Origin of the sequence: Klebsiella grimontii (genome assembly GCF_042137965.1) — a bacterium.
Taxonomy (GTDB): domain Bacteria; phylum Pseudomonadota; class Gammaproteobacteria; order Enterobacterales; family Enterobacteriaceae; genus Klebsiella; species Klebsiella grimontii.
In genome coordinates this window covers 4,809,159-4,833,316 of record NZ_CP169721.1, presented here as the reverse complement: position 1 = coordinate 4,833,316, position 24,158 = coordinate 4,809,159, and the positions used below count along the sequence as shown (strand labels likewise).

Annotated in this window: 20 protein-coding genes; 14 read left to right on the top strand and 6 right to left on the bottom strand. The window is 56.2% G+C overall.

Annotation, left to right across the window (positions count from 1 at the left end; translation table 11 throughout):
- Positions 1-67: 67 nt before the first annotated feature.
- From citC to folA, 14 genes are all read left to right on the top strand, one after another.
- The gene (gene citC, locus ACE3MN_RS22620; protein ID WP_004872264.1) at positions 68-1,096 is read left to right on the top strand and encodes a [citrate (pro-3S)-lyase] ligase; all 1,029 of its coding nucleotides are present in this window, start codon (positions 68-70) and stop codon (positions 1,094-1,096) included.
- Positions 1,097-1,127: 31 nt separating this feature from the next.
- Positions 1,128-1,421, top strand: coding sequence for a citrate lyase acyl carrier protein (citD, locus tag ACE3MN_RS22615; RefSeq protein ID WP_004872262.1), 294 nt, complete (start codon positions 1,128-1,130; stop codon positions 1,419-1,421).
- Positions 1,418-2,287, top strand: coding sequence for a citrate (pro-3S)-lyase subunit beta (gene citE / locus ACE3MN_RS22610; protein WP_004872260.1), 870 nt, complete (start codon positions 1,418-1,420; stop codon positions 2,285-2,287). Before citD ends, citE begins: the two co-directional genes overlap by 4 nt.
- A 10-nt stretch (positions 2,288-2,297) precedes the next feature.
- On the top strand, positions 2,298-3,824 hold the full coding sequence (gene citF, locus ACE3MN_RS22605) for a citrate lyase subunit alpha (RefSeq protein WP_024360284.1): 1,527 nt from the start codon (positions 2,298-2,300) through the stop codon (positions 3,822-3,824).
- Positions 3,825-3,858: 34 nt separating this feature from the next.
- Positions 3,859-4,752 (top strand): triphosphoribosyl-dephospho-CoA synthase CitG, encoded by an 894-nt coding sequence (gene citG, locus ACE3MN_RS22600; RefSeq protein WP_375364392.1) that lies wholly within the window; start codon positions 3,859-3,861, stop codon positions 4,750-4,752.
- A gap of 247 nt (positions 4,753-4,999) precedes the next feature.
- A complete protein-coding gene (dapB, locus tag ACE3MN_RS22595) occupies positions 5,000-5,821 on the top strand; it encodes a 4-hydroxy-tetrahydrodipicolinate reductase (protein WP_049085640.1) in 822 nt (273 codons plus the stop codon).
- A 457-nt stretch (positions 5,822-6,278) separates the two neighbouring features.
- Positions 6,279-7,427 (top strand): glutamine-hydrolyzing carbamoyl-phosphate synthase small subunit, encoded by a 1,149-nt coding sequence (gene carA / locus ACE3MN_RS22590; RefSeq protein WP_004128821.1) that lies wholly within the window; start codon positions 6,279-6,281, stop codon positions 7,425-7,427.
- 18 nt (positions 7,428-7,445) lie between these two features.
- Positions 7,446-10,670: a carbamoyl-phosphate synthase large subunit gene (gene carB, locus ACE3MN_RS22585; RefSeq protein ID WP_024360287.1), complete on the top strand. Its 3,225-nt coding sequence runs from the start codon at positions 7,446-7,448 to the stop codon at positions 10,668-10,670.
- Between the two features lie 138 nt (positions 10,671-10,808).
- Positions 10,809-11,693, top strand: a complete 885-nt coding sequence (locus ACE3MN_RS22580; protein ID WP_004872251.1) for an ROK family protein — start codon at positions 10,809-10,811, stop codon at positions 11,691-11,693.
- 103 nt (positions 11,694-11,796) lie between these two features.
- A complete protein-coding gene (locus tag ACE3MN_RS22575; RefSeq protein ID WP_004872248.1) occupies positions 11,797-12,030 on the top strand; it encodes a YgdI/YgdR family lipoprotein in 234 nt (77 codons plus the stop codon).
- Between the two features lie 260 nt (positions 12,031-12,290).
- Entirely contained in the window at positions 12,291-13,847 is a 1,557-nt protein-coding gene (locus tag ACE3MN_RS22570; protein WP_049132161.1) for a hypothetical protein, read from the top strand.
- Between the two features lie 166 nt (positions 13,848-14,013).
- The gene (gene kefF / locus ACE3MN_RS22565) at positions 14,014-14,547 is read left to right on the top strand and encodes a glutathione-regulated potassium-efflux system oxidoreductase KefF (protein ID WP_004872246.1); all 534 of its coding nucleotides are present in this window, start codon (positions 14,014-14,016) and stop codon (positions 14,545-14,547) included.
- Complete coding sequence (kefC, locus tag ACE3MN_RS22560) at positions 14,540-16,405, top strand: glutathione-regulated potassium-efflux system protein KefC (RefSeq protein ID WP_375364171.1); 1,866 nt, start codon at positions 14,540-14,542, stop codon at positions 16,403-16,405. The genes kefF and kefC overlap by 8 nt, the downstream gene beginning before the upstream one ends.
- A gap of 197 nt (positions 16,406-16,602) precedes the next feature.
- A complete protein-coding gene (gene folA, locus ACE3MN_RS22555) occupies positions 16,603-17,082 on the top strand; it encodes a type 3 dihydrofolate reductase (protein WP_004098524.1) in 480 nt (159 codons plus the stop codon).
- Between the two features lie 40 nt (positions 17,083-17,122).
- Here the strand turns inward: folA and apaH are convergent, their stop codons facing one another.
- The 6 genes from apaH to lptD all read right to left on the bottom strand — a co-directional run bounded on the left by apaH (position 17,123) and on the right by lptD (position 23,958).
- Positions 17,123-17,971: a bis(5'-nucleosyl)-tetraphosphatase (symmetrical) ApaH gene (apaH, locus tag ACE3MN_RS22550; protein WP_024360289.1), complete on the bottom strand. Its 849-nt coding sequence runs from the start codon at positions 17,969-17,971 to the stop codon at positions 17,123-17,125.
- Between the two features lie 4 nt (positions 17,972-17,975).
- Complete coding sequence (gene apaG / locus ACE3MN_RS22545; protein WP_004128828.1) at positions 17,976-18,353, bottom strand: Co2+/Mg2+ efflux protein ApaG; 378 nt, start codon at positions 18,351-18,353, stop codon at positions 17,976-17,978.
- Positions 18,354-18,355: 2 nt separating this feature from the next.
- On the bottom strand, positions 18,356-19,177 hold the full coding sequence (gene rsmA, locus ACE3MN_RS22540; protein WP_004098527.1) for a 16S rRNA (adenine(1518)-N(6)/adenine(1519)-N(6))-dimethyltransferase RsmA: 822 nt from the start codon (positions 19,175-19,177) through the stop codon (positions 18,356-18,358).
- Complete coding sequence (gene pdxA, locus ACE3MN_RS22535) at positions 19,174-20,154, bottom strand: 4-hydroxythreonine-4-phosphate dehydrogenase PdxA (RefSeq protein WP_098067388.1); 981 nt, start codon at positions 20,152-20,154, stop codon at positions 19,174-19,176. Before pdxA ends, rsmA begins: the two co-directional genes overlap by 4 nt.
- A 121-nt stretch (positions 20,155-20,275) precedes the next feature.
- Complete coding sequence (gene surA, locus ACE3MN_RS22530; RefSeq protein WP_004872241.1) at positions 20,276-21,562, bottom strand: peptidylprolyl isomerase SurA; 1,287 nt, start codon at positions 21,560-21,562, stop codon at positions 20,276-20,278.
- Positions 21,563-21,615: 53 nt separating this feature from the next.
- Positions 21,616-23,958 carry an LPS assembly protein LptD gene (gene lptD / locus ACE3MN_RS22525; RefSeq protein WP_024360291.1) on the bottom strand — a complete coding sequence of 781 codons (2,343 nt, stop codon included), beginning with the start codon at positions 23,956-23,958 and terminating at the stop codon, positions 21,616-21,618.
- Positions 23,959-24,158 lie beyond the last annotated feature (200 nt).

The window sequence follows — 24,158 nt, the reverse complement described above, 5'->3', positions numbered from 1 at the left end:
AATAAAAGAACCGCTGCGGGAACGGTGGCGAAATACAGTCCGTTTTTGGTTAATGAAGCGCTAAAAAATGAATCTGATAATAAAACGCGTCACCGTACAAAAAGATCCCCGGCGGCGAGAGGCCGTTGACCTCTTTCTTCATCAGCATCAGCTCTCGCTGGAGGCGGATTGCGAAAGGGTGATTGTCGCCGAGGATCAGCGGCGCATTGTCGGCTGCGGCGCGATTGCCGGATGCGTCCTGAAGTGTATTGCCGTCGACCCGTCGCTACAGGGAGAAGGGCTCAGCCTGAAGCTGCTGACTGAGCTGATGACCCTGGCGTATGAGCTGGGCCGCAGCGAGCTGTTCCTGTTCACTAAACCCGATAACGCGGCGCTATTTTCCAGCGCCGGATTCTGGCCTATCGCCCGCGCGGGTGACCAGGCGGTGTTAATGGAAAATAGCCGCGAACGCCTGGCGCGCTATTGCCGCCAGCTGACCATGTACCGCCAGCCCGGGGAAAAAATCGGCGCCATCGTGATGAACGCCAATCCATTCACCCTGGGACACCGTTGGCTGGTAGAGCAGGCCGCTCGCCAGTGCGACTGGCTGCATCTGTTTGTGGTGAAGGAAGACGCTTCATTTTTCAGCTATCAGGATCGCGTGGCGCTGATTGAACAGGGGATCGCCGGGATCGCCAACGTGACCTTACATCCAGGTTCGGCTTATCTGATCTCCCGGGCGACTTTCCCCGGCTATTTCCTCAAAGATAAAGGCGTGGTCGATGATTGCCACTGCCAGATCGACCTACAGCTTTTCCGCGAACATTTAGCCCCGGCGCTACAGATTACCCACCGTTTTGTCGGTAGCGAGCCGCTGTGCTCTTTAACCCGTAACTACAACCTGCGCATGAAGGAACTGCTGGAAGCGCCCGGCGAGACGCCCGCGATTCAGGTGGTGGAGCTGGAGCGGGTCGAGAAAGACGGCGCACCGATTTCGGCTTCACGGGTGCGCAAACTCTATAAGGAGCGCCAGTGGTCGGCTATTGCGCCGCTGGTTCCGCCGGGAACGCTCTCTTTTCTGATGCAGCTGGCGGAAAGCGAACATCAAACCGCCTAGATTTTACCTCCATAACTAAGGATCAGCCTCTATGGAAATGATGATTGACGCCCTGGCCGGCACGCTGGAATCCAGCGATGTCATGGTCAGGATTGGGCCTGCCAATGAGCCGGGTATTCAGCTTGAAATCGACAGTATTGTGAAGCAGCAGTTCGGCGCGGCGATTGAGCAGGTGGTCAGAGAGACCCTGGCGCAGCTTGGTGTCACTCGCGCGAATGTGGTCGTCGATGATAAAGGCGCGCTGGAGTGCGTGCTGAAGGCTCGCGTTCAGGCCGCGGCGCTGCGCGCGGCGCAACAATCTCAACTGCAATGGAGCCAGCTATGAAACCTCGTCGCAGTATGCTGTTTATCCCCGGCGCCAACGCCGCGATGTTAAGCACCTCGTTTGTGTACGGCGCTGACGCGGTGATGTTTGACCTCGAAGATGCCGTCTCGCTCCGTGAAAAAGATACCGCCCGCCTGCTGGTGCATCACGCGCTACAGCATCCGCTCTATCGGGATGTGGAAACCGTGGTGCGTATTAACCCGCTCAATACGCCGTTTGGCCTCGCCGATCTGGAGGCGGTAGTGCGCGCGGGGGTGGATATGGTGCGCCTGCCGAAGACCGACAGCAAAGAAGATATCCATGAACTGGAAGCGCACGTCGAGCGGATTGAACGCGAGTGCGGACGGGAAGTGGGCAGCACTAAGCTCATGGCGGCGATTGAGTCGGCGCTGGGGGTGGTGAATGCGGTCGAGATCGCGCGCTCCAGCCCGCGTCTGTCGGCGATCGCGCTGGCGGCCTTTGACTACGTGATGGATATGGGCACCTGCCGCGGCGACGGCACCGAGCTGTTTTATGCCCGCTGCGCGGTGCTGCACGCGGCGCGCGTCGCCGGGATCGCGGCCTATGACGTGGTGTGGTCGGACATTAACAATGAAGAAGGTTTCCTCGCGGAAGCGAATCTGGCGAAAAACCTCGGCTTTAACGGCAAATCGCTGGTCAACCCGCGCCAGATTGAACTGCTGCATCAGGTTTATGCCCCAACCCTGAAAGACGTTGAGCATGCGCGCGATGTGATCGCGGCGGCGGAAGAGGCGGAAGAGCGCGGTCTGGGCGTGGTATCGCTGAACGGTAAGATGATAGATGGACCGATTATCGACCATGCGCGCAAAGTCGTGGCGCTGTCGGCTTCCGGCATTCGTGATTAAGGAGCAAATAATGAAAGAGACCGTAGCAATGCTTAATCAGCAGTACGTGATGCCGGAAGGATTAGCGCCCTATGCGGGCGTGACGGCGAAAAGCCCGTGGCTGGCCAGCGAAAGCGAAAAGCGCCAACGTAAAATCTGCGCCTCGCTGGAGGAGGCGATTCGCCGTTCGGGCCTGCAAAACGGCATGACCATCTCTTTTCACCACGCCTTTCGCGGCGGTGACAAGGTGGTCAATATGGTGGTGGCGAAGCTGGCTGAAATGGGCTTTCGCGATCTGACGCTGGCCTCAAGCTCGCTGATCGACGCCCACTGGCCGCTGATTGAACATATTAAAAATGGCGTGATCCGCCAGATTTACACCTCCGGCCTGCGCGGTAAGCTGGGAGAAGAGATCTCCGCCGGTCTGATGGAAAATCCGGTCCAAATCCACTCCCACGGCGGCCGCGCGTATTTAGTACAAAGCGGCGAGCTAAACATTGACGTGGCGTTCCTCGGCGTGCCGTGCTGCGATGAATACGGCAACGCCAACGGCTTTAGCGGTAAATCCCGCTGCGGATCGCTGGGCTACGCCAAAGTGGATGCCGATGCCGCCAAATGCGTGGTGCTGCTGACCGAAGAGTGGGTGGATTATCCAAACTATCCGGCCAGCATCGCCCAGGATCAGGTCGATCTGATCGTGCAGGTCGACGAGGTCGGCGATCCGGCGAAAATCACCGCCGGGGCGATCCGTTTGACCAGCAACCCGCGCGAACTGCTGATCGCCCGCCAGGCGGCGAAAGTGATCGAGCACTCCGGTTATTTTAAAGACGGCTTCTCTTTGCAAACCGGTACCGGCGGCGCCTCGCTGGCGGTGACCCGCTTCCTCGAAGATAAGATGCGCCGTCACAACATTACCGCCAGCTTTGGTCTGGGCGGGATTACCGGCACAATGGTCGATCTGCACGAAAAGGGCCTGATCAAAGCGCTGCTGGATACCCAGTCTTTCGACGGCGACGCCGCGCGTTCGCTGGCCAATAACCCTAACCATATCGAAATTTCCGCTAATCAATACGCCAATCCGGGTTCGAAAGGCATCGCCTGCGAACGCCTGAACGTGGTGATGCTGAGCGCGCTGGAAATCGATACCGGATTCAACGTTAACGTGATGACCGGCTCTAACGGCGTGCTGCGCGGGGCATCCGGCGGCCACTGCGATACGGCGGCGGGTGCTGACTTAACCATTATCACCGCGCCGCTGGTGCGTGGACGCATTCCGTGCGTGGTCGAGAAGGTGCTAACCCGCGTGACGCCGGGCGCCAGCGTGGATGTGCTGGTGACCGACCACGGTATCGCCGTCAACCCGGCGCGTCAGGATCTGATCGATCGCCTGCGTCAGGCGGATATCCCGCTGATGACCATCGAAGCGCTACAGCAGCGCGCCGAGCTTTTGACCGGCAAGCCTGAGCCGATCGCATTTACCGATCGGGTGGTGGCCGTCGTGCGCTATCGCGACGGTTCGGTGATCGACGTCATTCATCAGGTTAAAAGCGCCGGTTAAACGCGCTGAGGAGAAAGGCATGAGCGAAGTGATGATGAGCCAGCATCGCCCATCGAGCCGTCAAACGGTGGCGGCGGCGGAGATGGTTTCACGTGTGGAACGGGCGCTGCTGACCGAAGTTCGCCTGACGCCGAAGCCCGGGCTGGTGGATATTCGTAACGCCGGCGCGCATCGGGATATGGATCTGGCCTCCTTTGAGGCCAGCACGGCGGTTGTCGCCCCGTGGATGGAGAAGTTTTTCATTATGGGCCACGACACCGCCAATATCATGCCGGAAAAGGTGCTGACGATGCTGCGTCCGGTGGGCATGGCCTGCGAGACGGATATGCTGGCAGCCACCGGCGGAGTAAATACCCATCGCGGCGCGATCTTCGCTTTTGGCCTGCTCAGCGCGGCGGTGGGAAGGTTGGTGGCCAGAGGGGAGCCGGTTGAGCAGCACCGGGTTTGCGATCAGGTGGCCCGCTTCTGCCGGGGGCTGGTCGGGCGTGAGCTCTCCTCTGCCGCGGGAAAGAAGGTGAGTAAAGGCGAAGGTCATTTCCTGCGCTACGGGCTCTCCGGCGCCCGGGGCGAAGCGGAGAGTGGCTTTCGCACCGTGCGCACCCAGGCGATGCCGGTATTCAATCGCGTTATGGCGGAGACCGGCGATACCAATCTGGCGTTATTGCAGACCCTGCTGCACCTGATGGCCTGGAATGACGACACCAACCTGGTGTCGCGCGGCGGGCTTGAAGGGCTGAATTTTGTGCAGCAGCAGGCGCAAAGGCTGCTGTGGGAAGGCGGTGTGCTGACCGACGGCGGTCTGGAAGCGCTTCGCCAGCTGGATGATGAACTGATTATCCGTCACCTTAGCCCCGGCGGCAGCGCCGACCTGCTGGCGGTCACCTCGTTCCTGTCCGGTTTCCCGGCCGGGGAGCTGTTCCTGCACTAATCGCTCGCTTTTATCTCGACGGTTTACCCGGATTGGCCAGCAGAGGGCCGATCCGGGGTTGCGGACCGCGCTTGCTCCTCTCTCCTCACTACTCAACGGCAAATTCCCGGCACAATCTTATAGTTTTTACTGATATCGGCGGCAGTTTGTCATAAATTTCTAATTATCGGTGTTTTTGAGTAGCGGCCCATCGATGGGCTGGTTACTCTGAAAACAATTTACGTAGTGTTAACAAAAGAGAATAGCTATGCATGATGCACAAATCCGCGTGGCCATCGCGGGCGCGGGCGGCCGGATGGGACGCCAGTTAATTCAGGCAGTACAGCAGATGGACGGCGCGGCGCTTGGCGCGGCGCTGGAGCGCGAAGGTTCGTCGCTGCTCGGTAGCGACGCGGGCGAGCTGGCGGGCGCAGGCAAGGCGGGGGTTGTGGTGCAAAGCAGCCTTGAGGCGGTAAAAGACGATTTCGACGTTTTCATCGACTTTACCCGCCCGGAAGGCACGCTGAACCATCTCGCCTTTTGCCGTCAACACGGTAAAGGAATGGTTATCGGCACCACCGGTTTTGACGACGCCGGCAAACAGGCAATTCGCGAGGCTTCGCAGGAGATCGCCATCGTCTTTGCCGCCAACTTCAGCGTTGGCGTCAACGTGATGCTCAAGTTGCTGGAGAAGGCAGCGAAGGTGATGGGCGACTATACCGATATTGAGATTATCGAAGCGCATCATCGCCACAAAGTGGATGCGCCATCGGGTACGGCGCTGGCGATGGGCGAAGCGATTGCCGGTGCCCTGGATAAAGATCTGAAAACGTGTGCGGTCTACAGTCGCGAAGGCTACACCGGCGAACGCGTTCCCGGCACTATCGGTTTTGCGACCGTCCGCGCCGGGGATATCGTCGGCGAGCATACGGCGATGTTTGCGGATATCGGTGAACGCATTGAAATCAGTCACAAGGCCTCCAGCCGGATGACTTTTGCTAATGGCGCCGTACGCTCTGCTTTATGGTTGAAAGGTAAGAAAAACGGTCTTTTTGATATGCGTGATGTGCTTGAACTGAACTCTTTATAACGATTATTACCCATCGTGATGTGGTTATTGCATTCAATAAGTAATTGATTGCAAGGGGCAATATTTTATTGCCCTTTTTTATTTTTGGGGTTTTAGATATTTTTTATGGTTAAAGCTAAAAAATAATACGTTATCTGCGTATTTTTTGTTGTTTTATTGTAAATTTTGACCGTCTGGTCTACTTTTTCAATCCCTGCGCTAAGATTTTACAATCATCCACCTCCGCAAGCGTTTTCCCAGGCTAGTTAGTTGATCTTTTTGCCCGTTAAGACCGGTATTGCTGAATAGTCGCCTGAAACAAGATTAAAAATATCCGCTTTAAGTTGACTTTTACCGGCCATCTCTCCAGAATGCCGCCGTTTGCCAAAATTCTGCGGGCAACAGATTTGCATTGATTCAGATCTACATTATGAATTAATATGCAAATAAAGTGAGTGGATATTCTCTGGAGGGTGTTTTGATTAAGTCAGCGCTATTGGTTCTGGAAGACGGAACCCAGTTTCACGGTCGGGCCATAGGGGCTACCGGCACGGCGGTTGGGGAAGTCGTTTTCAATACTTCAATGACCGGTTATCAAGAAATCCTCACTGATCCTTCCTATTCCCGCCAAATCGTCACTCTAACCTATCCCCATATCGGCAACGTCGGCACCAATGCCGCCGATGAAGAGTCTTCTCAGGTACATGCCCAGGGTCTGGTCATTCGCGATCTGCCGCTGATTGCCAGCAACTTCCGCAATACCGAAGACCTCTCTTCTTATCTGAAGCGCCATAACATCGTGGCGATTGCCGATATCGATACGCGTAAGCTGACCCGTCTGCTGCGTGAAAAAGGCGCGCAGAACGGCTGCATCATCGCCGGCGACAGTCCGGACGCGCAGCTGGCGCTGGAAAAAGCGAAAGCGTTCCCGGGCCTCAACGGTATGGATCTGGCGAAGGAAGTGACGACCGCAGAAACCTACAGCTGGACGCAGGGGAGCTGGACGCTGGCGGGAGACCTGCCGGAAGCCAAAGCGGAAAGCGAGCTGCCGTTCCACGTGGTGGCCTACGATTTCGGCGCCAAGCGCAACATTCTGCGCATGCTGGTCGATCGCGGCTGCCGTCTGACGGTGGTTCCGGCGCAGACCTCCGCCGAAGAGGTGCTGAAGATGAATCCGGACGGTATTTTCCTGTCCAACGGCCCTGGCGACCCGGCGCCTTGTGATTACGCTATCGACGCGATTACGAAGTTCCTGGAAACCGACATTCCAGTATTCGGCATCTGCCTCGGCCATCAGCTGCTGGCGCTGGCGAGCGGCGCGAAGACCGTGAAGATGAAGTTCGGCCACCACGGCGGCAACCATCCGGTAAAAGATATGGATAACAACGTGGTGATGATCACCGCGCAGAACCACGGTTTTGCGGTGGATGAAGCGTCTATGCCCGCTAACCTGCGCGTGACCCACAAGTCGCTGTTCGACGGCACCCTGCAGGGCATTCACCGTACCGATAAACCGGCGTTCAGCTTCCAGGGGCACCCGGAAGCGAGCCCTGGCCCGCACGATGCCGCACCGCTGTTCGACCATTTTATCGAATTAATTGAGCAGTACCGTCAGTCCGCGAAATAATCAGGAGTTAAGAGAGCCATGCCAAAACGTACAGATATAAAAAGTATCCTGATTCTGGGCGCGGGCCCGATTGTTATCGGTCAGGCGTGTGAGTTTGACTACTCCGGTGCCCAGGCGTGTAAAGCGCTGCGCGAAGAGGGTTACCGCGTCATTCTGGTGAACTCTAACCCGGCTACCATCATGACCGACCCGGAAATGGCCGATGCCACCTACATCGAGCCGATTCACTGGGAAGTGGTGCGCAAGATTATTGAGAAAGAGCGTCCGGATGCGGTTCTGCCGACTATGGGCGGCCAGACGGCGCTGAACTGCGCGCTGGAGCTGGAGCGTCAGGGCGTGCTGGCCGAGTTCGGCGTGACCATGATTGGCGCGACCGCCGATGCGATTGATAAAGCCGAAGACCGCCGCCGTTTCGACGTGGCGATGAAGAAAATCGGCCTCGACACCGCGCGTTCCGGCATCGCCCATACCATGGAAGAAGCGCTGGCGGTTGCCGCTGACGTTGGCTTCCCGTGCATCATCCGTCCTTCCTTTACCATGGGCGGCACCGGCGGCGGTATTGCCTACAACCGTGAAGAGTTCGAAGAAATCTGCGAACGCGGCCTGGATCTCTCGCCGACTAACGAGCTGCTGATTGATGAATCGCTAATCGGCTGGAAAGAGTACGAGATGGAAGTGGTGCGTGATAAAAACGACAACTGCATCATCGTCTGCTCTATCGAAAACTTCGACGCCATGGGCATCCATACCGGCGACTCCATCACCGTGGCGCCGGCGCAAACCCTGACCGACAAAGAGTACCAAATCATGCGTAACGCCTCGATGGCGGTACTGCGTGAAATCGGCGTCGAAACCGGCGGTTCCAACGTTCAGTTCTCGGTGAACCCGAAAGATGGTCGCCTGATCGTTATCGAGATGAACCCGCGCGTCTCCCGCTCCTCGGCGCTGGCCTCGAAAGCCACCGGCTTCCCGATTGCCAAAGTCGCGGCGAAGCTGGCGGTAGGTTACACCCTTGATGAGCTGATGAACGATATCACCGGCGGCCGTACCCCGGCGTCGTTTGAACCGTCCATCGACTACGTCGTGACTAAAATCCCGCGCTTCAACTTTGAAAAATTCGTCGGCGCTAACGACCGCCTCACCACCCAGATGAAATCGGTGGGCGAAGTGATGGCGATTGGTCGCACCCAGCAGGAATCCCTGCAGAAAGCGCTGCGCGGCCTGGAAGTGGGCGCCACTGGTTTCGACCCGAAAGTGAGCCTTGATGACCCGGAAGCACTGACCAAGATTCGCCGCGAACTGAAAGATGCTGGCGCAGAGCGTATCTGGTACATCGCTGACGCTTTCCGCGCGGGCCTCTCCGTTGATGGCGTGTTCAACCTGACCAATATTGACCGCTGGTTCCTGGTACAGATTGAAGAGCTGGTGCGTCTGGAGGAGAAAGTGGCTGAAGTCGGTATTACCGGCCTCGACGCCGACTTCCTGCGTCAGCTCAAGCGCAAAGGCTTTGCCGATGCGCGTCTGGCGAAGCTGGCTGGCGTGCGCGAAGCGGAAATCCGCAAGCTGCGCGACCAGTACGACCTGCACCCGGTCTACAAGCGCGTGGATACCTGCGCGGCGGAATTCGCCACCGACACCGCCTACATGTACTCCACTTATGAAGACGAGTGCGAAGCGAACCCGTCCGTTGACCGCGACAAGATCATGGTGCTCGGCGGCGGCCCAAACCGTATCGGCCAGGGCATCGAATTCGACTACTGCTGCGTCCACGCCTCCCTGGCGCTGCGCGAAGACGGCTACGAGACCATTATGGTCAACTGTAACCCGGAAACCGTCTCCACCGACTACGACACCTCAGACCGCCTCTACTTCGAGCCGGTAACCCTGGAAGACGTGCTGGAAATCGTGCGTATAGAGAAGCCAAAAGGCGTTATCGTACAGTACGGCGGCCAGACTCCGCTGAAGCTGGCGCGCGCGCTGGAAGCGGCTGGCGTGCCGGTTATCGGCACCAGCCCGGATGCTATCGACCGCGCGGAAGACCGCGAACGCTTCCAGCACGCGGTTGACCGCCTGAAGCTGAAGCAGCCGGCCAACGCCACCGTGACCGCGATCGAAATGGCGGTCGAAAAGGCGAAAGAGATTGGCTACCCGCTGGTGGTGCGCCCGTCCTATGTTCTCGGCGGCCGGGCGATGGAAATCGTCTACGATGAAATCGACCTGCGTCGCTACTTCCAGACCGCGGTCAGCGTCTCTAACGATGCGCCGGTGCTGCTGGACCGCTTCCTTGACGATGCGGTTGAAGTCGACGTCGATGCAATCTGCGACGGCGAAATGGTGCTGATTGGCGGCATCATGGAGCATATCGAGCAGGCGGGCGTGCACTCCGGCGACTCCGCGTGTTCACTGCCGGCCTACACCCTGAGCCAGGAAATTCAGGATGTGATGCGCGAGCAGGTGCAGAAGCTTGCCTTTGAGCTGCAGGTTCGCGGCCTGATGAACGTGCAGTTTGCGGTTAAAAACAACGAAGTCTACCTGATTGAAGTCAACCCGCGCGCGGCGCGTACCGTCCCGTTCGTCTCGAAAGCCACCGGCGTACCGCTGGCAAAAGTCGCGGCGCGCGTAATGGTCGGCCAAACGCTGGCCCAGCAGGGCGTAACCAAAGAGATCATCCCGCCGTACTACTCGGTGAAAGAGGTGGTGCTGCCGTTTAACAAATTCCCGGGCGTTGACCCGCTGTTAGGGCCGGAAATGCGCTCTACCGGTGAAGTCATGGGCGTAGGCCGCACCTTCGCGGAAGCGTTCGCCAAGGCGCAGCTGGGCAGCAACTCGACGATGAAGAAACAAGGGCGCGCGCTGCTCTCCGTTCGCGAAGGCGACAAAGAGCGCGTGGTGGATCTGGCGGCAAAACTGCTGAAGTTTGGCTTCGAGCTGGATGCGACCCACGGTACCGCGATTGTGCTGGGCGAAGCCGGCATCAACCCGCGTCTGGTGAACAAGGTGCATGAAGGCCGTCCGCACATTCAGGACCGTATCAAGAATGGCGAATATACCTACATCATCAACACCACCGCGGGCCGTCAGGCGATTGAAGACTCCAAGCTGATTCGCCGCAGCGCGCTGCAGTACAAGGTGCACTACGACACCACGCTGAACGGCGGTTTCGCTACCGCAATGGCGCTGAATGCCAACGCGATGGAGAAGGTGACCTCGGTACAGGAAATGCACGCGCAGATTAAAAAGTAATCTCATCTGCCAGTAAAAGCGCCTCCGGTGGCCAACGCCGGAGGCGCTTTTTTTTGCGTCGCGATAAAGCGAAACGGGGCGGGAGGGTTCATCCTTAATGGAACAAAACCATTTCATGACGCACGCAAGGATAACTACATGGCGATACTTTTGTTTGATTGGGGCGGTACATCGATTAAATATGGCGTCTGGCAGCAGGGGGAGCTGAAGGACACCGCATCGGTTGAGACGCCTGATAGCTGGGAAGAGATGAAAAATCGGCTATTGGATCTTTATCAACAGTTCCAGCCGCGCTACGCCATTGATGGGATCTCAATTAGTGCTCCCGGGTGTGTGGATCCGCAGAGCGGGGTCATTAGCGGCCTGAGCGCCATTCCCTATATTCATCACTTTCCCATCGTCGAAGAGCTTTCCGGGCTGTTTTCACTTCCGGTATGCATTGAGAACGACGCCAACTCGGCGGGTATCGCCGAGGCGGCATTGGGCGCGGGCCGCGAGTATGACAGCGTACTGTTTGTGATTGCCGGTTCAGGTATCGGTGGCGCGATTGTCGACAATAAAGTCCTGCGCCACGGCAGCCATCGCTACGCCGGCGAATTTGGCATGATGACCCTGCACGAGGGGCAAACCTTTAGCGAACTGGCAACCGCCGTCGCTACGGCGCGTCGTTATGCCCGGCGCATGTCGCTGGCGGCTGACTCCGTCTCCGGAGAGGATGTCTTTCGCCTGGCCGAGGAGGGCGACAATATCGCGCAGCAGGAAGTGGCGCAGTTTTACCACTGGATGGCGGTAGGCTTACTGAATTTGCAGGTGTGCTATGACCCAGACTGTCTGATTATCGGCGGCGGTATCTCCGCCAGCGATAAGATTTTCGGTGGTATTAAGCAACGCCTGGCCGAGCTGGTCAATGAAAAAGCGTTAACGGAATTTCTTCCGCACGTGGTGCTCTGCCAGTACCGCAACGAGGCTAACCTGATCGGCGCGGCGGTGAACTTCGAACAAAAACAGGGGGATCGGCGTTAACAGCCTACTTCGGAGAGTTCTGGTTTTCTCTCCCCGGTCAGTCAGCTAGCCTAAGGTGGTTAGGGTGATAATGAATATGACTGAATAATGGGAGAGAAACACGATGCACTATAAACCCCTCACCGCAGCTGTTTTCGCCGCCGCCGCGCTTCTTACCGTGGCCGGTTGTTCATCTAATCAGTCGTTGAAAACGACCGACGGCAGAACCATTGTGACCGACGGCAAACCGCAGGTAGATGACGACACCGGTCTGGTGTCCTACAAAAATGCGGAAACCGGTCGTACCGAGCAGATCAATCGCGATCAGGTTAAATCGATGGATGAGCTGGATAACTAAGCGTTATCTCTGGCCTCGCGAGGAGTACGGCGGGGCCGGTTCGACACTGGTTTATTCTGTTTCAAAAACGCCGATTAAAATAGTGTGTTGCCCTGCCATCAGTAACGTCTTACGCAAACTGCAACCAGCCCGTGACTAATCCATTTATTCTTTTTATTTTTAATTCTATACTTGTTCTGTTCTAAGTTACCGATGTACCTGATACGCTAATAAGCCATGGAAATGGCATATACAACAGATAATAAATATGGATGGTTTCAATGAATGGTAACGGTTTTTTGTTTGTTATCTTCTGCGTTTTTATTATTCCCGCGCTCATCGGTGGGGGATTCCTGATTTTCCTTATTTTATGGAGTAAAGGTAGGGTTATTGGGAAAAACATGTCAGTAGCCTATGTTTTTCTGTTTTTTGCTGCGATAATATTGTGTGCGGTTTATAAGTATTTAGGTTTTTTATATACATTTACACTTGACCACTTTATTTATTTTAGTTGGGCGGCTGGCGCCGCGTTGATTTTAGCGTTAATACTTTTTAGCGCTTTTTCCGTAAAAAATGCGGGATTTATTCATGCGTTGACTTTGCTGACCTTTGCGCTTATCGCCAATAAATTTATTGGCCCATCAATGGAACAGGTCGACATGTCTTTTGCCGAACGGGACCGCGCGAACAGCATTGCTGAGTTCAGGCTGGGTAAGTTTACAGTGCAAAAATTACCCGAGCTTGACCGCTTGTTTAAAAGTAAATCACAGAAAGAACAATACGAAATCTATTCTTTTGCCATCTATAATAAATCATTGCCGAAAGAGTTATATCAATATTTTGTACAACAGTTGGGTAGCCCATTAAAAAACCGGCAAGGCTCTTTTGATTACGTTGCGAATCAGAGTGATTATTATACCATTCCCTTTTTCGAGGCCATCCATTCTCAAAATTTAACGGCGCTGCAGGTTTTTATTGACGCTATTCAGGCTTCATCCGATGCAGAGCGCAAGCAGGCTCAGGACATTGTTTATGCTGCGCCTGCGCAATGGACAGGACTGGAGCATACCTTTGCCCAGCCGGTCGATGTTAATTATGAAAGACCCACCCACCCCGATAGCGTTATTAAGCAAGCCGAACTGCTGCTTTCCGCATTTCCTGAATTAGCTAAAACCCAAACGGGTGCCGCTATTATTGATCGTACCATTCAAAACGCGGATGTTCGCGCTATGAGATTATTTGCAAAGTATTCTCAACCAGGTTCAGAAATATTAACTGCGGCGAGCTATGTTCTTGGCGGAGAAACGGAGGACTTTGTTGATATATTAAAAAAACAACCATCGTTATTACGTCAGCAAATTGATATTGGTAAGTATTATTCCGGCAGTACTAATTTAATATTCTACGTCGTTATGTTTGGCAAAAAAGATATCATTCAGCAGGTCATTCCCCGCATAAACTGGCAGGATCCTGAACTGTATTATAATAAAGGTAATAGCCTTATTTTAGCCTACGCGGCACGGCGCGTTAAGAACGCTTTCCATAATGCCTCGCTGGAGACAAATAAGGACGCAGTTGAGATCTTTACCCTTTTGCTGAATACGCAGTTACGTAACCAACCGAACATCCCTGACCGACAATTGTGGGAGATCGCCGCTGATGAATTTTATAGGAGTCACTGGCCCAATACAGGCGAGAGATTTAATGATGAGGCGATACGGTCCATTTGCCATTCGGATATTGGGCCGCAGTTTTTACGCTATATTGATACGTTAGATAAAAATGATAACGAGGCGGTAAAAAGCCGGGTTAGCGGAATTAAAAAAGCGTGCCATTAAGCTATCCAAATGCGCAAGACCGACGCCTGTAGCGGGCAAAGCGGCCATGACTTGCGGGGTGTCAGGCACCCCCAATTCCTGCGGTTACGCCAACGGAAGCTGTAAGTATCAGCATTAACTGTCTACACTCTTGCTGATTACAACAAGAGTTAACGCAGGCTAATCAATGATCCTCATAATTTATGCGCACCCTTATCCGCAGCACTCGCATGCGAATAAGCGGATGCTTGAACAGGCAGGGACGCTTGACGGCGTAGAGATACGCTCCCTCTATCAACTTTATCCCGATTTCAATATCGATATCGCCGCCGAGCAGGCCGCGCTGGCCCGTGCCGATCTGGTCATCTGGCAGCATCCGATGCAATGGTACAGCGTACCGCCGTTGCTGAAGCTGTGGCTGGATAAGGTACTGGCGCACGGCTGGGCGTATGGGCACAACGGTATCGCATTACGCGGTAAGTCATTGATGTGGGCGGTCACCACCGGCGGCGGCGAAAGCCACTTTGATATTGGTTCCTTCCCCGGTTTCGACGTGCTGGCGCAGCCGCTGCAGGCCACCGCGCTGTATTGCGGCATGAAATGGTTGCCGCCGTTCGCGATGCATTGCACTTTTATCTGCGATGACGAAACCCTTCAGGCGCAGGCGCGCCGCTATCGTCAACGCTTAATCGAATGGCAGGAGGCGCACAATAATGGATAGCCATACGTTGATACAGGCGCTGATCTATTTAGGATCCGCCGCGCTGATTGTACCGATTGCCGTACGTCTTGGGCTGGGGTCGGTACTCGGCTATTTAATTGCCGGCTGTATTATTGGCCCGTGGGGGCTGCGGCTGGTCACCGACGCCGAGTCGATTCTGCATTTTGCCGAAATCGGCGTGGTGCTGATGCTTTTTGTTATCGGCCTGGAGCTGGATCCCCAACGGCTGTGGAAACTGCGTGCCTCGGTGTTCGGCGGCGGGGCGCTGCAGATGGTCGTCTGCGGCGTGCTGATCGGCCTGTTCTGCATGTCGCTTGGTCTGCGTTGGCAGGTTGCCGAGCTGATTGGCATGACTCTGGCGCTCTCCTCAACGGCGATCGCCATGCAGGCGATGAACGAACGTAACCTGACGGTCACGCAGCTGGGCCGCAGCGCTTTTGCGGTGCTGCTGTTTCAGGATATCGCGGCCATTCCTCTGGTGGCGATGATCCCGCTACTGGCGGCGAGCGGCGGCTCGACGACCCTGGGCGCGTTTGCGCTCTCGGCGCTGAAAGTGGCGGGCGCGCTGGCGCTGGTAGTGGCGCTTGGGCGCTATCTGACCCGGCCGATGCTGCGTTTTGTCGCGCGCTCCGGCCTGCGCGAAGTCTTCAGCGCCGTGGCCCTGTTCCTGGTATTCGGCTTCGGTCTGCTGCTGGAAGAGGTCGGGCTGTCGATGGCGATGGGAGCCTTCCTTGCCGGCGTGCTGCTGGCGAGCTCGGAGTATCGCCACGCCCTGGAGAGCGATATTGAGCCGTTTAAGGGCCTGCTGCTGGGGCTGTTTTTTATCGGCGTCGGCATGTCTATCGACTTCGGTACCCTGGTCACCCATCCGCTGCGGATCCTGATTTTGCTGGTGGGATTCCTGGTGATTAAATCCCTGATGCTGTGGCTGATCGCCCGGCCGTTAGGCGTGCCGCGCGCCCAGCGCCGCTGGTTTGCGGTGCTGCTGGGGCAGGGAAGCGAATTCGCCTTCGTGGTTTTCGGCGCGGCGCAGATGGCCGATGTCCTGGATAGCGAGTGGGCGAAGGCGCTGACCCTGGCCGTGGCGCTATCGATGGCGGCGACGCCGATCCTGCTGGTGCTGCTGACCCGGCTGGAGAAATCCGCCAGCGGTCAGGAGCGCGAAGCCGATGAAATTGATGAAGAGCAGCCGCGGGTGATTATCGCTGGCTTCGGTCGTTACGGGCAGATTGCCGGCCGCGTGCTGCTCTCCAGCGGCGTGAAGATGGTGATCCTCGATCACGATCCCGACCATGTTGATACCCTGCGTAAGTTTGATATGAAGGTGTTCTACGGCGATGCGACGCGGGTAGACCTGCTGGAGTCGGCGGGGGCGGAAAAAGCGGAAGTGCTGATTAACGCCATCGACGATCCGCAGACGAACCTGCAGTTGGCGGAGCTGGCAAAAGAGCATTTCCCGCATCTGCAGATCATCTCCCGCGCCCGCGATGTCGATCATTATATTAAGCTGCGCCAGGCCGGGGTCGAAGCGCCGGAGCGCGAAACCTTCGAAGCGGCGCTGAAGTCCGGGCGCATGACGCTGGAAGCGCTGGGCCTCGGCGCGTATGAGGCCCGCGAACGCGCCGATCTGTTCCGCCGTTTCAACCTGCAAATGGTCGAAGAGATGGTGGCGATGGCGGAAAACGACGCGGCTTCCCGGGTGGCGGTATTCAAGCGCACCAGCGATATGCTGACCGGCATTATTAACGAGGACCGCAATCATTTATCGCTGGTTCAGCGTCACGGCTGGCAGGGGACGGAAGAGGGACGGCATACCGGCGACATCGCCGATGAGCCGGAGAATGAGCCCTCGCTATAGGGTAAATTCAGGGTGTTACGTTAGCTTTACAAGTAACATTTTGTTTTCAATTTAAATCCTGTTCTGGCGGCTCACGGGGCTTACGTGGGCTCGCCAGCAAAACTTAAAATTTTCTGATTCTTTACCCTTCGCCCAGTCGACGAAGTATTACGCTTTCCGTATAGTGACGACAATTTTTTGCATTCGGGAATTATTTAATGATCAGTCTGATTGCGGCGTTAGCGGTAGATCGCGTCATTGGTATGGAAAACGCCATGCCATGGAACCTGCCTGCCGATCTCGCCTGGTTTAAGCGCAATACCTTAAACAAACCGGTAGTGATGGGGCGTCTTACCTGGGAATCCATCGGTCGCCCGTTACCGGGACGTAAAAATATCGTGATTAGCAGCCAGCCCGGCACCGACGATCGCGTGCAGTGGGTCAAGTCGGTTGATGAAGCGATTGCCGCCTGCGGCGATGTGGAAGAGATGATGGTGATCGGCGGCGGTCGCGTGTATGAGCAGTTCCTGCCGAAAGCGCACAAGCTCTATCTGACGCATATTGATGCGGAGGTGGAGGGCGATACTCATTTCCCGGATTACGACCCGGACGAGTGGGAGTCGGTATTCAGCGAGTTCCACGATGCCGATGCGCAGAATTCCCATAGCTACTGCTTCGAGATCCTGGAGCGTCGCTAAGGTTTCCCCCGGTGGCGTTCGTTCACCGGGGTGACTCTCTTCAGGAGGCGATCGCCTCGTCTTCATCAAGATTTGTCTGCCGGTTCGATCGCTGGGTGAAGTACGTTTTATCTTCCCAGCGCAGACAGGTCAGATCGCCGCCCCAGCAGCAGCCGGTATCCAGCGCGTAAATGCCTTCCGGCGTGCCTTTTCCTTCCAGTGAAGCCCAATGACCAAAGGCAATGCTGTATTCGTTGGCCACCGGCCCGGGAATGGCAAACCACGGTTTCAGCGGCGCGGGGGCGTTTTCCGGCGCCTCTTTGGCGTACATATCCAGCTGCCCGTTCGGGAAGCAGTAGCGCATGCGGGTAAAGGCGTTGGAGATAAAGCGCAGGCGCGCCAGGCCACTGAGCTCATTGCTCCAGTTGTTCGGCATGTCGCCGTACATCGCGTCGAGGAAGAACGGATAGGAGTCGCTGGCGAGCACGGCTTCCACATCGCGGGCGCACTGTTTGGCGGTTTCCAGATCCCACTGCGGAGTGATCCCGGCGTGGGCCATGACCAGCTTTTTCTCTTCATCGATTTGCATCATCGGCTGACGACGCAGCCAGTTGAGCAGATCGTCGGCGTCCGGCGCCTCAAGCAGCGATTTCAACCGATCTTTGGGTTTATTGCGGCTAATGCCCGCAAAGACCGCCAGCAGGTGCAGGTCATGATTGCCCAGCACGATGCGAACGCTATCGCCAAGCTGTTTCACGAAACGCAGCACTTCCAGAGAACCGGGGCCGCGCGCGACCAGGTCGCCCGTGAGCCACAGCGTATCAACCTCAGGGTTAAACTCCACCTGCTCTAATAATGCGATCAGTTCATCGTAGCAACCGTGAACGTCGCCAATAAGGTATGTAGACATTGTTTTAATGGATGAGGGTTGGTACTGCGAGACGGAAAACAGGGACTTCAATGGAGAACGGCGCGCCGTTCACATCGATCATCTCATAATGCCCCTGCATGGTGCCCAGCGGCGTTTCAATGACCGCGCCGCTGGTATATTGATACTCACCGCCAGCGGGAATATGCGGCTGCTCGCCGACAACCCCTTCACCCTGGACTTCGGTCTCGCGACCGTGGCCGTTGGTGATAAGCCAGTAGCGGCCAAGAAGCTGAACCTGAGTTCGCCCCAGATTGCGAATAGTGACGGTATAAGCAAAGACGTAGCGCTCTTCTTCCGGAGAAGATTGCGATTCGATATAGACGCTTTGTACCTGCACACATACTCGGGGCGAATTAATCATGGTTAGCTCTCCTTGGTGGGCGCGTTCTCAGATAACCAGTTAGCTAGCTGACAGTACTGCGCCACGGAAATATTCTCTGCGCGCTTGGCCGGGTCGATACCCAGTTCGGTCAGAACCTCAACGCTGAACAGGTTGCCGAGGCTGTTGCGGATCGTTTTCCGACGCTGGTTAAACGCTTCTGTCGTGATACGGCTCAGTACGCGTACTTCTTTCACCGGATGCGGCAGCGTGCGGTAAGGCACCAGACGCACTACGGCGGAATCGACTTTAGGCGGCGGCGTAAAGGCGCTCGGCGGCACTTCAAGCACCGGGATGATCTGGCAGTAGTACTGCGCCATTACGCTTAACCGACCATACGCCTTACTGTTCGGCCCGGCAACCAGGCGATTGACGACCTCTTTTTGCAGCATAAAGTGCATATCGGCAATGGCATCAGTATAGCTGAACAGATGGAACATCAGCGGGGTCGAGATATTGTACGGCAGGTTGCCGAAGACGCGCAGCGGCTGGCCCATGCTCTGCGACAGCTCGCCAAAGTTCATGGTCATCGCATCCTGCTGATAAATCGTCAGCTTAGGTCCGAGGAACGGATGCGTTTGCAGACGAGCGGCCAGGTCGCGGTCCAGCTCGATAACGGTGAGCTGGTCGAGGCGTTCGCCAACCGGTTCGGTCAGCGCGGCGAGGCCGGGGCCGATTTCAACAATCGCCTGACCTTTTTGTGGATTGATGGCCGAGACAATGCTGTCGATCACAAATTGATCGTTGAGAAAGTTTTGCCCGAAGCGTTTACGGGCTAAGTGGCCCTGATGGACTCGATTATTCATTGAGTATTAACAATCATTTTAATGGCGAGATTAAGCGCCGTGATAAAACTGCCGACTTCCGCTTTCCCCTGGCCCGCAAGTTCAAGCGCGGTGCCGTGGTCAACGGAAGTGCGAATAAATGGTAAACCGAGCGTAATATTCACGCCGCGGCCAAAGCCCTGGTATTTTAGCACGGGCAGGCCCTGATCGTGATACATCGCGAGCACCGCATCGGCATGGTCGAGATATTTCGGCTGAAACAGGGTATCCGCCGGCAGCGGACCGCTGAGGTTCATGCCCTTCGCGCGCATCTCTTCGAGCACCGGAATGATGGTATCGATCTCTTCCGTACCCATATGGCCGCCTTCGCCGGCGTGCGGGTTCAGGCCGCAAACCAGCACGTGCGGGTTGCTGATGCCAAATTTGGTACGCAGATCGTGATCCAGGATGGTGATGATTTCCCGCAGCAGCTCGGGCGTAATCGCATCGCTTATTGCTTTTAACGGCAGGTGAGTGGTCACCAGCGCCACGCGCAGCGCTTCAGTCGCCAGCATCATCACCACTTTACTGGCCTGCGAGCGCTCTTCAAAGAACTCGGTATGACCGGTAAACGCGATCCCGGCATCGTTAATAATGCCTTTGTGCACCGGCCCGGTAATCAGGGCGGCGAATTCGCCGTTCAGGCAACCATCGCAGGCGCGGGCCAGCGTGTCCACCACGTAGCGGCCGTTGCTGACGTTGAGCACGCCCGGTTCAACCGGCGCGTTAAGCGCGACGGGGAGAAGCGTCAGGGTGCCTGCGCGCTGTGGCGTAGCGGGGGCGGTGGGATCGTAAGGCAGAAGCGATAAAGGAAGACCGAGCAGCTTTGCCCGGTCGGATAACAGAGCGCCATCGGCGCAGATCACCAGCTCTACCGGCCAGTCGCGCTGCGCAAGCTGCACAACGAGGTCGGGGCCAATCCCGGCAGGTTCACCGGGAGTGATAACAACTCGATTCATACACTTCATCCTTCAGGCGGTCTCTTACTGGCTGCGCTTTGTCGCCCCCGTCAGAGACCGGGGCGATTTGCTCAGCCGCCTCGATACACCCTGCGTGATGTTGTGTATGAGGCTAATGCGATTAGTTGCTCAGAACCTTCACGTAGGCGCTGGCGCGCTGTTCCTGCATCCAGGTCGCCGCTTCCTCAGAGAACTTGCGGTTCATCAGCATGCGGTAAGCGCGATCCTTCTGCGCGGCGTCGGTTCTGTCGACGTTGCGGGTATCCAGCAGCTCAATCAGGTGCCAGCCGAAGGAGGAGTGAACCGGAGCGCTGGTCTGGCCTTTATTGAGGCGCAGAATGGCGTCACGGAAGGCCGGATCGAAGATATCCGGCGTCGCCCAACCTAAATCGCCGCCCTGGTTGGCAGAGCCCGGATCTTCAGAGAACTCTTTCGCCGCTTTGGCAAAGGTGGTTTTCCCGCTCTTGATGTCAGCCGCGATCTGCTCCAGCTTCGCCCGAGCCTGATCGTCGTTCATGATCGGCGACGGTTTCAGCAGGATATGGCGGGCGTGAACTTCGGTCACGGAGATGTTCTGGCTGCCGCCGCGCATATCGTTAATTTTCAGGATATGGAAGCCAACGCCGGAGCGTATCGGGCCGACGATATCGCCTTTTTTCGCGGTGCTCAGCGCCTGGGCGAAGATGCCCGGCAGTTCCTGAATCCGGCCCCAGCCCATCTGGCCGCCTTTCAGCGCCTGCTGGTCGGCAGAGTAGGTGATAGCCAGCTTGCCGAAGTCCGCGCCGCCGCGCGCCTGCTCAACCACCGAGTTCGCCTGCTCCTGAGCCTCTGCCACCTGCTCGGAAGTTGGGTTTTCCGGCAGCGGGATCAGAATGTGGCTGAGGTTCAGCTCGGTGCTGGCGTCGTTCTGATCGCCAATCTGTTTGGCCAGGGTTTCAACTTCCTGGGGCAGAACGGTAATACGACGACGAACTTCGTTGTTACGCACTTCCGAAATCAGCATCTCTTTACGAATCTGATTACGGTAGGTGCTGTAGTTGATACCGTCATAGGCCAGACGGCTGCGCATCTGATCCATGGTCATGTTGTTTTGTTTAGCAATGTTGGCGATGGCCTGGTCGAGCTGATCGTCAGAGATCTTCACGCCCATTTTCTGGCCCATCTGCAGGACAATCTGGTCCATGATCAGACGCTCAAGGATCTGATGACGCAGGGTGGCGTCATCCGGCAGCTGCTGCCCGGCCTGGCCGGCGTTAAGTTTTACCGATTGCATCAAGCCATCGACGTCGCTTTCCAGAACAACGCCATTATTGACGACAGCCGCTACTTTATCGACAACCTGTGGGGCAGCGAAACTGGTATTCGCGATCATGGCGATACCGAGAAGCAGCGTTTTCCAGTTCTTCATACTTTTTCCATTTCAATTAACCGCAATTGCGGATTACGTGTAAACCAGCCACATCACAGGGAGCTCTGGTACGGTAAAATGTTCGAACGCAGCATCTGCTGGGTGCCGAGACCGTAGTTGGAGCTCAGGCCGCGCAGCTCAATGTTAAAGCCGAAGGTGTTGTCGTATTTGCTTTCGCTGCTGCTGTTATCCCAGCCGTTGATCTTACGTTCATAGCCGACGCGGATAGCGTAGCAGCAGGAGCTATACTGAACCCCTAACATCTGGTTCGCTGACTTTCTGGTATTCGTGTCGTAGTAATACGCGCCGACGACTGCCCAACGATCGACGATTGGCCAGCTGGCGGTCATCCCCACCTGCGAGATACCATCTTTGTACTGCTTAGCGGTGGAATAAGACGGCAGGGTCGCCTGAATGTATTCCGGGCTCGCATAACGATAGTTAAGTTGTACTAAACGGTTTTCGTCGCGACGGTATTCCACGGTTCCGCTGCCGGTAGCGACGTTATCCAGACGCGTATCGTACTGAATTCCCCCGCGTAAACCCCAGTCGTCGGTGATGCGCCAGTAGGTATCGCCAGCCCATACCAGTGAACCTCGCGTGTCGTTGTTCTCCCAGTTGATGTTGTCGTCACCGGTACGCGCCTCGGTGAAATAGTAGATTTGACCAACGGAAATATTAAAACGTTCAACGGCGGCGGCATCATAAACGCGAGATGTGATGCCGGTGGAGACCTGGTTGGCGGACGCAATGCGATCGAGACCGCTGTACGAACGGTCGCGGAACAGGCCGCTGTAGTCCGATTGCAGCAGCGTTGAGTCGTAGGTGCCGATTTTGCTCTGGTCGCGATACGGGATGTACAGGTACTGCATGCGCGGTTCAAGCGTCTGGGTATAGTTCTCCTGCATATCGCGCTCGAAAACCATTTTGCCATCGACTTTAAACTGCGGCATCACGCGGTTAACGGAGTCTTTATAATCGGTACCGTTGGCCGCGTTGTAGTCATCAAGGTTGCTTTGCTGGTAATGGGTTGCCAGCAGTTTTGCCTCGGTATTGATGCTTCCCCAACCGTTAGACAGCGGCAGGTTGATAGTTGGCTCGAAGTGAACGCGTGTCGCTTCCGGCATTCTGCTGTTCGAGTTAACAAAATGCACCGCCTGGCCATAAAGATGGGTATCAAACGGGCCGACATCGTTCTGGTAGTAGTTCACGTCCAGCTGCGGCTCGGCGGAATAGGCATTGCTTGAGTCGCGGTTAAAGACCTGGAACTGCTTGGTCGATACGGTGGCATCAAAGTTCTGATTAGCGTAACCGGCGCTGAGCTTCTGCGTGGCGTAGCCGTCGGTACTGGAACCGTATTTCGAGCTGAAGTCGTTAAAGTAGTCCGGGTCGCTGACTTTGGTGTAGTCGGCGTTGAAGCGCCACACCTGGTCTACGACGCCCGAATGGTTCCAGTAGAACAGCCAGCGGCGGCTATTGCTGTCGCCTGAGTGATCGTCCTGGTAAATTTTATCCGAAGGCAGGTAGTCGAACTCAATTAAGCCGGTTCCTGCTTTGGTCAGATAGCGGAATTCGTTCTCCCACATGACGCCGCCGCGCTTGCTCATATAGTGCGGGGTCAGCGTGGCGTCGAAGTTCGGAGCGATGTTCCAGTAGTAAGGAAGATAGAACTCTGCGCCGTTTTTGGTGCTGTATTTGGCGTTGGGGATCAGGAAGCCCGAACGACGCTTGTCGCCCACCGGCAGCTGCAGGTAGGGACTGTAAAAAATCGGTACGGAACCGAGCTTGAAGCGAGCGTTCCAGATCTCAGCGACCTGTTCTTCGCGGTCGTGGATAACTTCACTGCCGACCACGCTCCAGGTGTCAGAGCCGGGCAGACACGAGGTGAAGCTGCCGTTTTCTAAAATGGTGTAGCGGTTTTCGCCGCGCTGTTTCATCAGGTCAGCGGTACCGCGCCCCTGACGGCCAACCATTTGGTAATCGCCCTGCCAGACGTTGGTATCTTTGGTGTTCAGATTCGACCAGGCTTTCGGCCCTTTGAGGATCACCTGATTGTCGTCATAGTGAACGTTGCCGAGGGCATCAACCGTACGCACCGGCTGCGGCTGGCCGTCGGCCTGCTGCTGGTGAAGCTGAACTTCATCGGCCTGCAGTCGGCTGTTCCCCTGATTGATATCAACGTTGCCGGTAAATACGGCGTTATCAGGATAGTTGCCTTTCGCATGATCGGCATCGATCGTCACCGGCAGGTCGTTGGGTTTCCCTTCAACCAAAGGACGATTGTAGCTTGGTACGCCAAGCATACACTGCGTGGCGAGATCGGCAGCGAGGCCCTGTTGGCTATACAAGGCGCTGGCAATCATAGTGGCCAGGAGGCTGGGAATACGTTTTTTCATACGTTGTATTTGTTGTTCCGTCATCGTGTGGCAGCGGCTTGCAAACGGTCAGAGCCTAACGTACTCGTCTAAATCGCGCTAGTGTTAATCCTGCCCGTTTACTTCCCGAGCGTTAGGCACTGTGTAGAATGACGAGTATGATAAAGCAAATTATAGGCTATGTCCCACAATTGACCGAGGCGTAAACGCTTTGTAACGTG